This is a genomic window from Psychromonas sp. SP041 (assembly GCF_000470315.2).
Taxonomy (GTDB): Bacteria; Pseudomonadota; Gammaproteobacteria; order Enterobacterales; family Psychromonadaceae; genus Psychromonas.
Genome location: NZ_CBRF02000017.1, coordinates 1 through 11,857, shown reverse-complemented (window position 1 = coordinate 11,857; position 11,857 = coordinate 1). Strand labels below are relative to the sequence as shown.

Sequence of the window (11,857 nt, the reverse complement as noted above, 5' to 3'; positions counted from 1 at the left end):
TCATTAGCGCAGTAAAATCATTCACCTGTCAAATCACACTGCTAGTTAGGAGCAATAATGGCTAAAATAAGCGTTTCTCGTTTAGCTAAAATGAAACAAGAGCAAGAGAAAATCACCTGTATTACCGCATATGATGCTAGTTTTGCGGCTATTTTCGATCAAGCTGATATTCAAGTTTTATTAGTGGGTGATTCTTTAGGTATGGTATTACAAGGGCATGACTCTACGTTACCTGTCACTGTAGAGCATATTGCTTACCACACAGCAGCGGTTGCAAGCACAACAGAAAAGTCTTTAATCATTGCTGACTTGCCTTTCATGTCTTACTCCACTCCCGAGCAAACTTATAATAATGCAGCAACGCTAATGCGTTCAGGTGCAAATATGGTGAAACTTGAAGGCGGCACCTGGTTAAGCGAATCAGTAAAAGGGTTAATTGAACGTGGCATTCCGGTTTGCGGTCATTTAGGTTTAACACCTCAATCAGTTAATGTATTCGGTGGTTACAAAGTACAAGGTCGTGCTGATGAACAAGCTGATAAATTAATTGAAGATGCATTAGCATTAGAAAAAGCAGGTATTCAATTATTAGTGATTGAATGTGTGCCTGTTGCATTAGCAGAACGCGTGACTAAAGCATTAAATATCCCCGTTATTGGCATTGGTGCTGGCGCTGAAACAGATGGTCAAATATTAGTAATGCATGATGCTTTTGGTATTTCAGCAGGTTTTTGTCCTAAATTCTCTAAGAACTTTTTAGTAGAAACGGGCGATATTCGTCGCGCTGTTGAGCTCTATAAAGAACAAGTAGAAAATAAAATTTTCCCAGGTTCTGAACATAGCTTCTACTAAAGCGAGTTGTATTCACGAATGCCAGAAACATTGTCGTCATTAATCGTTTTATTAAGAGTTAGTAATGCAAGTAATTCAAGATCCAACACTACTACGCAGTGAAATTAAAAAACTTAAACAGCAAGGTGCACAAGTGAGTTTTGTCCCTACCATGGGTAACTTACATCAAGGCCATTTAACATTAGTTAAAGCAGGTCAACAACATACTGATATTTCAGTTGTCAGTATTTTTGTAAATCCAATGCAATTTAATAACCAAAGCGATTTGGATAACTATCCAAAAACCTTAGCTGAAGATTGTGCCAAACTTGAACAAGCTGGCGTTGATATCGTATTTACACCTAGCACAGACGTTATTTACCCAAATGGTCTAAATGCACAAACATTTATTGAAGTACCCGGTATGTCTGATTGTTTGGAAGGTGAATTACGCCCAGGTCATTTTCGCGGTGTAAGCACTATTGTCACTAAGTTATTTAACTTGGTTCAACCTGATGTAGCTTGTTTTGGTGAAAAAGACTTCCAGCAACTGAGTATTATTCAGCAAATGGTAACTGACTTGGCAATGCCAATTAACATTATTCCAGTCGCTACCGTTCGTGAAGCATCAGGCTTAGCGATGAGTTCTCGCAATGGAAAGTTATCTGCAGATGAAAAATTAATTGCCCCTAAACTTGCAGAGGTTATGAATAACCTAGGTAAAAGTGTGCAATCAAATTTAGAAAACTATAAACAATCAATAAAAGATGCCAGTCAAGCATTGGATCAGTTAGGCTTTAAAACTGATAAAATTCATGTGGTTGACCCAATTACATTAGCACCTTTAAATACAGCTAGTAAACAAGCTGTGGTACTAATGGCCGCTTTCTTAGGTGAGACTCGCTTAATTGATAACCTAGTTGTTAATTTGCGCCAATAAAGTTTTTACTTTATAGTCGCCCTGCTGAAAAGACACTCATTTTAAATTTTTAGAATCAAAGGTTCTGTATGAAAAAGACACTGCTAACAGGTAAATTGCATCAAGCTCGCGTAACTCACGCTGAATTAAACTACGAAGGTTCATGTGCAATCGATCAAGACCTTCTTGAGCAATCAGGTATTTTAGAATACGAACAAATCGAAATTTATAATATCGATAACGGTAACCGCTTTTCAACTTATGCAATCGTAGGTGAACGTGGTTCAAAAATAATTTCAGTAAATGGTGCAGCAGCACGTCAAGCTGCCGTTGGTGACCGTGTCATCATCTGTACTTACGCAAGTTTTGATGCTGATGAAATTGAAGGTCACAAACCTAGCTTAGTGTATTTAGATAAAGACAATAACATTGTCCGCACAAGCAAAGATGTACCCATTCAAGTCGCTTAATAAGCTAACTTATTAAAGCAATTATAAAAGCCGTTAATATTGAGTATTAACGGCTTTTTTGTTTCTAACTTCCCCAGATAACCTCACATAACAAGCACATATTCATCTATTTTTTTATATATGGTTGTTATTATAAGCCCTTGAAATTAAGTTTAGGAATCACCTATGTTTCTTTTAGAGAGTAATTTAGCTCAACAAATCGTTGATCGAACAATGAAAATCATTGGAAACAATATTAATGTAATGAGTCATAGAGGCGTCATTATTGGTAGTGGAGACCCATTGCGCATAGGTCAAATACACGATGCTGCATTATTAGCACTACAACATTCAACGACTATCGAAGTTACAAAAGAAAGCAGTTTGACTCTAAAAGGTGTATTGCCGGGCATCAATCTCGTCTTGCAAGTTAATGGACAAGTTATTGGTGTAGTGGGCATCACTGGCGATCCAGATGAGTGTCGAAAATATGCTGATTTAGTTAAAATGACAGCCGAAATGATAGTAGAACATGCAGACCTAACAGAGCAATTACAATGGGATAGAAGACATAGAGAAGAATTTATTACTTCTTGGATCAATACACAAACCAACGACCCTAAGTTATTAGACTGGGCAAAGAAACTTGATATTGATATGTCCGCTCCTCGTATTGCCGTCTTGATCCGCTTTCGAGAAACACATCAGCCTATCAATTTACAAGGTATACGTAAGATAGTTGAATTATTAGAATACCCGATACGAGATAATCTTGTCGCGGTTGCCTCTCTTAATGAAATAGTCGTATTAAAACCCGCCACTTTTATTCATGGGCAATGGGATTGTAACGATGAAAATAGACGTATTGATTTATTATTTTTGCGCTTAAAAGAATACGAGATGACAGATGTTGATATTGCTTTAGGTCACTACTTTGACGGTGAAGGAGCAGTGGCTCGTTCTTATGAAAGCGCCCAATTAACATTAGAATGGGGATTAACGCATCAACCAGAAAAACATAAACACCTTTACGAAGATCTTCGTTTGCCTGTATTGTTATCTCCATTGCATAAAAGTTGGCAAGGTCAACAACTACATCAACCTTATCAAATACTAATGCAAGAAGATAAAAATGGACAGCTCGTTAAAACACTTGTTGCTTTATTCCAGTACCGCTCTTTAACAGAGTGTGCAAACAGCCTATATATACATCGAAATACATTACGATACAGAATAAATCGCATTCGTAATATCACTAAAGTAGATCCTGAAACGATAGGTGGTTTATTAGAGCTATATTTAGGATATTTACTTGAAAGGTGAAATAGAACCAACACTATTGTGCAAGTGCACAATGTAATAACAAATTTGCAACAATAATTTGTCCACCAAGTCTAAAGACTTTGATTGATTGAACCCCAATAATAACTCCACTAAACATTTAACTAAATAAATTGAATGTTCATTAAATAATAGAGCCTTCAACTAAGTAAACTAAGTATTCAACTAAACAACGGAGTTATGATGAACTTAATACTGATATTAATAGGCGTGATCGCCTTTATAGTAGTAACGACTACTAAATATAAACTACATCCCTTTTTGGCTTTGCTGTTATCAGCATTTATTGCCGCTTTTGCCTATGGACTACCTTCAGCAGAAATAGCAAAAACAATCGCCAGTGGCTTTGGCGGTATACTGGGTTATATTGGATTAGTCATTGTTTTAGGAACAATTATTGGTGTCATTCTAGAAAAAAGTGGCGCAGCCATTACGATGGCCGATTATGTGATTAAAGTACTTGGAGAGCGTTTTCCTACTTTAACCATGACGATCATTGGTTATATTGTTTCTATCCCTGTATTTTGTGATTCAGGCTTTGTCATACTCAATTCATTAAAAGAGTCATTAGCAAATCGTTTACAAACGTCAAGTGTCGCAATGAGTGTAGCCTTAGCAACAGGGTTATACGCAACTCACACCTTCATTCCACCGACACCGGGTCCAATTGCTGCAGCGGGTAATTTAGGCTTAGAATCAAACTTAGGGTTAGTCATTGCTGTCGGTATTGTTGTCGCAGCTGTTGCAGCATTAGCTGGTACATTATGGGCAAACAGATTTAAAGATGTTGAGCCAGATGCAGTATTTGATGAAACACAAGCAACACAACAGTCTTGGAAAGAGCTCAAAGCATCTTACGGCCTATTGCCTACAGCGGCACAAGCTTTTGCCCCTATCTTTATTCCTATCCTATTAATATGCGGTTCATCTATTGCAAAATTCCCAAGCCAACCATTAGGCAATGGAATTATCTTTGACGCATTGGTCTTTTTAGGGGCTCCAATTAGTGCCTTACTTATTGGATTAGGGTTTGCATTACGTTTATTAAAATCCGATAACAAGTCAATTGAACTTGGAGAGCATGTCAGTAAGGGAATAACGGTAGCTGCACCAATTCTTCTTATAACTGGTGCAGGTGGTGCATTTGGTGCGGTTTTAAAAGCAACGCCTTTAGGTGAGTATTTAGGCGTTACGCTAACGGGATTAGGCATAGGTATCTTCATGCCATTTATTGTTGCAGCGGCATTAAAATCAGCACAAGGGTCATCAACAGTGGCTTTAGTAACAACCTCGGCTCTTGTTGCGCCATTATTACCACAATTAGGGTTGGACTCAGAAATGGGTAGAGTATTAACTGTAATGGCGATTGGTGCTGGTGCAATGACAGTTTCACATGCAAATGATAGTTTTTTCTGGGTTGTTTCTCAATTTAGTAGAATGTCAGTGGGTCTCGCTTACCGAGCACAAACAATGGCAACATTAGTGCAAGGCATTACAGCCATTATATGCGTATACTTATTAAGCTTAATACTCCTATAAAATAGAGGTAGACATGAAAATAGTTATCGCTCCCGATTCATTTAAAGAAAGTTTAACGGCTAAAGAAGTTTGTATTGCTATTGAAACAGGCTTTAAACGTGTATTCCCAGAAGCGACTTATTGCTTAATTCCTGTCGCTGATGGCGGAGAAGGTACCGTTCAATCCTTAGTTGATGCCACCCAAGGGGAAATACTTAATTTACAAGTAACAGGCCCTATTTCAGAAAGTGTTGATGCATTCTATGGGCTACTAGGTGATGGTAGCCATACTGCGGTAATAGAAATGGCAGCAGCGAGTGGACTTCACCATGTTCCAGAGCATTTACGTGATCCTAAACTAACGTCAAGCTATGGTACCGGTGAGTTGATAAAAGCTGCATTAGACCATGGTGCGACTAAAATCATTATTGGTTTAGGTGGTAGTGCTACTAATGATGGCGGTATCGGGATGTTAAGCGCACTAGGCGTTAGTTTTCTTGATAAAAATAACCACAGCATAATTGCTAATGGTGCAGGTTTACAGCACATAAAATCAATTAATATTGATGGGTTAGATGCACGTTTAGCTAACTGTGAAATACTCGTCGCTTGTGATGTTGATAATCCTTTATGCGGTAACCATGGTGCAAGCCATGTATTCGGGCCTCAAAAAGGAGCGACACCGGAAGATATTCAGTTATTAGATGATGCTTTAAAACATTACGGTGACTGTATTAAGCAACAATTTAATATCGATGTTCTTAATCAAGCTGGTGCAGGTGCTGCAGGAGGCATGGGAGCTGCTTTAATGGCATTTACTAATGCCACATTAAAGCCTGGCATCGATTTGGTCTTAGAAGCCGTTCAGCTTAACCACTATATGGATAAGACTGACTTAGTTATTACTGGTGAAGGCCGAATTGATAACCAAACTATTTATGGCAAAACCCCCATGGGTGTCGCGAAAATAGCGAAAAAATTTGATATTCCCGTGATTGGCATTGCAGGTAGTTTAGGTAAAGATCATCAAGCAGTTTACGGATGTGGGATTGATGCCGTATTTGCAGCTGTGCCTAGTGCAATAACATTACAACAAGCTTTTGCAGAGGCACATGACAATGTAGCAAATGTAGCAGAAAACATAGCAAAAATATTTACATTGAAACGAGGTTAAGTTTGTTTCTTAGCAATCTCTATATTTATTCTTACAACGATGCTTTTTACGGATAGATGTAAAAAGCATCGTTGTTTAAGTTGATAATTTTTTAAGTTAATATTTTTTTACGCGATTTAAAAAAGGGTTTTAATAATGATTTAAAATAATGTCTACGTTCACTTAACAACACAAGACAAATAACAAAGTAGATAGTTGGTTCAATCAAGCCAGACTTAACTGACCAATAATAATGTATTGCACCTAACAATACCGCAACATATATCCAACGATGTAAAGTACACCAGCTTTTCTTCATTCTTTTTTTAATTGCGTTTAATGATGTAATGCTTAGCAGTAACAAAATAATCCAAGCTATCATCCCTAGTGTTAAATAAGGCCTTTTGATTACTTCATCAAATAAAAATTTCACTTGCCAATCTAACTCTAACCAAAGAAAAGCAGTAAGGTGTAAGCTAATCCACGCAAATGAATACAAACCTAACACCCTTTTTAAACAACCTAATAACGGTTGTTTGAGGCGTTTGCTTAAAGGTGTAATAGCAAGTGTAATAAGTAGGAAGTTTAAGCCAGTTTTGCCTAAAAAATGAATCATCTCTTTAACAGGATCCGCCCCAAGCCGATTACTATCAATTAAGAAGTATAAATACGTTAATGTACCTATCGATATTAAATGAATAATCAATTTAATAAAAGTAATCGTTGTCGGCGGCAGTTTAGTCATAAAATAATCCTTTAAATTTTACTCATCATTATTGATACCGTTAAAAATAACGTGTTAAGTCGATATTCTTATACAAATGAGCAACTTCTTCACCATAGCCATTAAACATAGCAGTAGGTTGGCGTTTTTGTTGAAAAACATTTCCATTACCAATAAAACGTTCACTTGCTTGACTCCAACGAGGATGATCAACACGCGGATTTACATTAGCAAAAAAACCATACTCATCAGGGCCAAGCGCTTGCCATGTATTAACTGGAGCTTTATCTGTAAGGGTAATTTTTACAATTGATTTAATACTTTTAAAACCATACTTCCATGGCACGACAAGACGAATAGGAGCGCCATTTTGTGGTGCTAGCGTTTTACCATATAAGCCAACTGAAAGTAATGCTAATGGATTCATTGCTTCAGCAATAGTAAGTGCTTCTACGTATGGGAAGTCTATGCTACCGCCAACAAATCGAGACGACTGCCCACGCATTTGTTCAGGATCATAAACTGTTTCAAATCGTACAAATTTAGCATTGGATTTAATACCTGCTTTTTTTAACAAAGAGGCAAGTGTGAATCCCAACCAAGGGATATTCATTGACCAAGCTTCAACACAGCGCATTCTGTATAAGCGCTCTTCTATATCAAATGTCTTCAACAAATCTTCGTAATTCAAAGTAATCGGTTTATCAACTAAGCCATCAATTGTTAAAGACCAAGGATCTACTTTAAATTGTTGGGAAAATTCTGCTGGATCGCCCTTGCCTACACCAAATTCATAAAAATTATTATAAGCAATGACTTTACTTTCAGGTGTTAAAGGGGTTAAAGATTGGAAGTTAGTGTTTTTAGTAAACTGTAAAGGAGATCGTTTAAAGACACCTGGCGCCTCTTCTGGCTCAACATTATTACCAAAAACATCAACCTTTTTATCATTACCAAACAGATCAAAACAACTTGCCGCTTTAGCCAAAGGTAAAGATAAAGCAGCAAACCCAATACCTTTTATGAGATTACGGCGTTTTTTATAGAATGACTCACTGGTTAATTCAGATTCTTTTAACTGCGATTTTTTCTTATTTTTTATAAGCATATCTTTTCCTCAAGGAGTTCAATAAAGACAGACCTATAAAATACAAATATTATTTCAATTATTTAATTAAAGTTCTAATAAAAGAAAATAATGAAATATTTAATAACTTTTATTATAAGTCACATATTAAACGTAATGATTGTTGGCCACTTGCCCAATATTTACGTTCAAAAGGAGTAATGGCATGAGCATTTTTATAAATTTCAGTACGGCTTTCTACATTTGCAAGCTGAAGCGATCTTTCGAATTCTTCTACATAAGTAAACCAATTACTTCGCAACTCAAATTTACCTCCTAGTTTAATGATAGCAGGAAATACCGCACTACCATGCCAGCGACGTTGCAAATGTTTAGATTTAGGCCATGGATTTGGATAAAGTAAATAATGATGTGAAAGCGTCCAATTAGCTTCTACCGCTAAACGCCAGAAATCATTAAGATTCACTTGTAATAAGCGATAGTTATCTAGTTCTTCAATCGATGCTTCACCATCACTTGGATGTTTTGATAACCGATCTGCAGATTTATCCATACCTAATACAATCGCATCTGGATGTGCTTTGGCAATGTGGTAAGTGCTTTCACCCACACCACAACATGAATCGAATATAATAGGCTTGCCCTGTTGTTCTACCCATTTTTCAACTTCTTTAAAAGCCGCTAATGTATGCGCTTGATAAGGCTTTTTAAAGTCATGTTGTAAATGCTTTAATACCACTTCATCTAACTTCTCATGCAAACCAACTTGGTTAGATGAAATAACTCTTGAATCTCCCGTAAATTCATTCATGAACGAATACCTGCGCCTTTTTTAAGTAAGAAAGCAACTAATGAATAACCTATAATAATAAAGGTAAATATCACCGCAAAAGACCAAACAATAGGTACATCAGAAACACCTAAGAAGCCATAACGGAAAGCATTGATCATATAAAAAACCGGGTTGAAATGAGAAACACCTTGCCAGAAATCAGGCAGTAAGGAAATAGAATAAAACACGCCACCTAAATAAGTTAAAGGTGTTAAAACAAACGTAGGGATAATACTAATATCATCAAAAGTTTTAGCAAAAATGGCATTTAATAAACCACCGATTGAAAAGAGAATAGAAGTACATAACACACTGGCAATCAATACCAATACATTATAAATATGTAAATCTACAAAGAATAAAGAGACTAAAGTAACAATGAATCCGACCATTAAACCACGCGCAACACCTCCTCCAACATACCCAAAAATAATAAGGTAGTTTGGTACAGGCGCAACTAACAACTCTTCGATATTACGTTGAAACTTAGCGCTAAAAAATGAAGACGCTACATTGGAATATGAATTAGTAATAACCGACATCATGATCAAACCAGGTACAATAAAAGCCATATAGCTAAAACCATTCATGTCACCAATTCTTTCACCAATTAGGTTACCAAAAATAACAAAATACAAAGACATAGTAATAGCAGGCGGTACTAAAGTTTGTATCCATATACGTAAGAAGCGATTAACCTCTTTAACCCAGAGACTCTTTACCGCTATCACATATTGTTTATTTAGCATCGATAACTCCATTTTTAACTAATTCTAAAAATAACTCTTCCAAACGATTTGATTTATTTCTAAGACTTTTCACTTCAACGCCTTTTGCGGTTAGTAATTCAAACACACTATTTAATGAATGTGCCTTAGCTAACTCTAACTCTACAGTTCGCTCATCAATTACCGTAAATTTGAAATCGGTAGTTTCAGGCAAATGCGCAGTAGAATTGACATCTAAAATAAACGTTTCACTGTCTAGACGTCCAATTAACTCTTTCATGCTCGTATTAATAACCAATTCACCTTTATTAATAATGCCAATATTACGACATAAACTTTCAGCTTCCTCTAAATAGTGAGTGGTTAAAATAATAGTCACACCTTGTTTATTAAGCTCAGTTAAAAACAGCCACATAGAACGACGCAATTCAATATCAACACCAGCAGTCGGTTCATCAAGAATTAATAATCTTGGTTCATGCATGAGTGCTCTGGCGATCATTAAACGACGTTTCATACCACCAGATAACTCTCTTGCTGGTTCATTACGTTTACCCCATAAATCGAGTTGCTTCAGATACTTTTCTGCTCGGATAAATGCTTCTTTTCGTGGAGTACCATAGTAACCGGCTTGGTTAACCAATATTTGCAAAGGTGGCTCAAAAGGGTTGAAGTTAAATTCTTGTGGCACTAATCCTATTTGGCTTTTTGCTAACTCAAGCTGTGTATCTAAATCATAACCAAATATACTTACTTTACCTGAGCTCTTATTCACTAGAGAAGAAATGATACCAATAGTCGTGGACTTACCTGCACCATTGGGGCCTAACAAAGCATAAAAGTCACCTTCTGCAACTTTCAAAGAAACGCCATTTAATGCTGTCACTCCGCCTCTATAGGTTTTCGTTATATTCTGAAGTTCAATTGCATTCATACCAATAAGAGCCTTAATAATTAATGAAACATACACCGTAATAATGAGACAATTACGATGAAATAAAATATTTAAACAGTCGTAAATTATATCATCAAATAGAACTGAAAATAGGGTTAATACCATTTCCGATAAATATGTGATCTAATTAAGCTTCTTACAAAGGAGCTAATATGAGTCACAATTTTGCTGAATTAATTAATGCGACAACCAATGCGAGACAACGATTAAAATTACTCGCTGTCTCGCACTTCTTAGAAGGGAAAAGTAGAACTGATATTGCGACTTTTTTAAAGGTAAGCCGTAGAAGTGTCAACATTTGGATTAAAGCATACCTTCATTCCGGGTTAACAGGTCTGGAAGTAAAGCCCCGTAGCGGGAGGCCTCATCGACTCACGCCAGAGCAACTTGCTAACATAAAACAATATGTGATTGATAATGCGATAAAATCAGAAGGAGGCCGTCTGCAGGGGAAGGATATAAAAGAATATATTGAAACAACATTCGGGGTCACTTATCAAAAAACTAATATTTATTATTTACTCAACAAATTAAATCTAAGCTGGATAACAACTCGCTCTAAGCACCCCAAACAATCAGAAGAAGTCCAAGCATCTTTTAAAAAAATTCCAAATAAGTACGATCCTTAAGATCCCTGGGCATGTTCATTTAAAAGATGTACATATTTGGTTTCAGGATGAGGCTAGGTTTGGTCAGCGTAATACAACCACTAGAATATGGGCAGAAAAAGGGACCAGACCAAGGGCCGTTCAGCAGCAACAATTTGAGTATGCTTATTTATTTGGCGCGGTCTGTATCAATACAGGTCAAACCGAAGCATTAGTAATGCCTTACAGTAATAGTGAAGTGATGAAGGTTCATTTACGCTTAATTTCTGATGCAACCCCAAAGGGAAAACATGCCGTTGTAATAATGGATCGAGCCAGTTGGCACCAGTCGTATTTAGCTGAAGAGTTTACTAACCTAACTATTATTCACCTCCCTCCGTACTCTCCTGAATTGAATCCAATCGAACAAGTTTGGCATTGGATGCGGGATAATGAAATCGCGAATAGATGCTTTGATGGTTATAACGATATTGTCAATAAATGTTGTGATGCTTGGAATCGCTTCAGCGAAGACAAAAATAGAGTCATCTCACAATGTTATAGAGACTGGACTAATCTGGAAACTTAATTATCGGAATTGGTATAATACCATTTCCGATAAATATGTGATCTAATTAAGTTTCTTACAAAGGAGCTAATATGAGTCACAATTTTGCTGAATTAATTAATGCGACAACCAATGCGAGACAACGATTAAAACTACTCGCTGTCT

The 11,857-nt window shown here is 36.6% G+C and carries 12 protein-coding genes; 7 read left to right on the top strand and 5 right to left on the bottom strand.

What is annotated here, in order from left to right; all coding sequences use genetic code 11:
- Positions 1 to 57 precede the first annotated feature (57 nt).
- The 6 genes from panB (at position 58) to SP041_RS10895 (ending at position 6,232) form a co-directional block, all read left to right on the top strand.
- Positions 58 to 852, top strand: a complete 795-nt coding sequence (gene panB / locus SP041_RS10920) for a 3-methyl-2-oxobutanoate hydroxymethyltransferase (protein ID WP_025562606.1) — start codon at positions 58 to 60, stop codon at positions 850 to 852.
- A 64-nt stretch (positions 853 to 916) separates the two neighbouring features.
- On the top strand, positions 917 to 1,771 hold the full coding sequence (gene panC, locus SP041_RS10915; protein ID WP_025562605.1) for a pantoate--beta-alanine ligase: 855 nt from the start codon (positions 917 to 919) through the stop codon (positions 1,769 to 1,771).
- Positions 1,772 to 1,839: 68 nt separating this feature from the next.
- Positions 1,840 to 2,220: an aspartate 1-decarboxylase gene (gene panD / locus SP041_RS10910; RefSeq protein ID WP_025562604.1), complete on the top strand. Its 381-nt coding sequence runs from the start codon at positions 1,840 to 1,842 to the stop codon at positions 2,218 to 2,220.
- Positions 2,221 to 2,385: 165 nt separating this feature from the next.
- Positions 2,386 to 3,522: a sugar diacid recognition domain-containing protein gene (locus SP041_RS10905; protein ID WP_025562603.1), complete on the top strand. Its 1,137-nt coding sequence runs from the start codon at positions 2,386 to 2,388 to the stop codon at positions 3,520 to 3,522.
- Positions 3,523 to 3,723: 201 nt separating this feature from the next.
- Positions 3,724 to 5,079 carry a GntP family permease gene (locus SP041_RS10900; RefSeq protein ID WP_025562602.1) on the top strand — a complete coding sequence of 452 codons (1,356 nt, stop codon included), beginning with the start codon at positions 3,724 to 3,726 and terminating at the stop codon, positions 5,077 to 5,079.
- A gap of 13 nt (positions 5,080 to 5,092) precedes the next feature.
- The gene (locus SP041_RS10895) at positions 5,093 to 6,232 is read left to right on the top strand and encodes a glycerate kinase (protein WP_025562600.1); all 1,140 of its coding nucleotides are present in this window, start codon (positions 5,093 to 5,095) and stop codon (positions 6,230 to 6,232) included.
- A 91-nt stretch (positions 6,233 to 6,323) separates the two neighbouring features.
- Here the strand turns inward: SP041_RS10895 and SP041_RS10890 are convergent, their stop codons facing one another.
- The 5 genes from SP041_RS10890 to SP041_RS10870 form a co-directional block, all read right to left on the bottom strand.
- Entirely contained in the window at positions 6,324 to 6,956 is a 633-nt protein-coding gene (locus SP041_RS10890; RefSeq protein WP_025562599.1) for a protein-methionine-sulfoxide reductase heme-binding subunit MsrQ, read from the bottom strand.
- A gap of 40 nt (positions 6,957 to 6,996) precedes the next feature.
- Positions 6,997 to 8,043 carry a protein-methionine-sulfoxide reductase catalytic subunit MsrP gene (msrP, locus tag SP041_RS10885; protein WP_025562598.1) on the bottom strand — a complete coding sequence of 349 codons (1,047 nt, stop codon included), beginning with the start codon at positions 8,041 to 8,043 and terminating at the stop codon, positions 6,997 to 6,999.
- A gap of 112 nt (positions 8,044 to 8,155) precedes the next feature.
- On the bottom strand, positions 8,156 to 8,833 hold the full coding sequence (locus tag SP041_RS10880; RefSeq protein ID WP_025562597.1) for an SAM-dependent methyltransferase: 678 nt from the start codon (positions 8,831 to 8,833) through the stop codon (positions 8,156 to 8,158).
- Positions 8,830 to 9,603 carry an ABC transporter permease gene (locus tag SP041_RS10875; protein WP_025562596.1) on the bottom strand — a complete coding sequence of 258 codons (774 nt, stop codon included), beginning with the start codon at positions 9,601 to 9,603 and terminating at the stop codon, positions 8,830 to 8,832. Before SP041_RS10875 ends, SP041_RS10880 begins: the two co-directional genes overlap by 4 nt.
- Positions 9,593 to 10,516, bottom strand: coding sequence for an ABC transporter ATP-binding protein (locus tag SP041_RS10870; RefSeq protein WP_025562595.1), 924 nt, complete (start codon positions 10,514 to 10,516; stop codon positions 9,593 to 9,595). Before SP041_RS10870 ends, SP041_RS10875 begins: the two co-directional genes overlap by 11 nt.
- Before the next feature lie 173 nt (positions 10,517 to 10,689).
- On the opposite strand from SP041_RS10870, the gene SP041_RS10865 reads away from it, so the two are divergent.
- A protein-coding gene (locus SP041_RS10865) for an IS630 family transposase (protein WP_137297756.1) occupies positions 10,690 to 11,713 on the top strand; the annotation gives its coding sequence in 2 pieces (ribosomal slippage) (positions 10,690 to 11,136 and positions 11,138 to 11,713; 1,023 coding nt in all).
- The last annotated feature ends 144 nt before the right edge of the window (positions 11,714 to 11,857 follow it).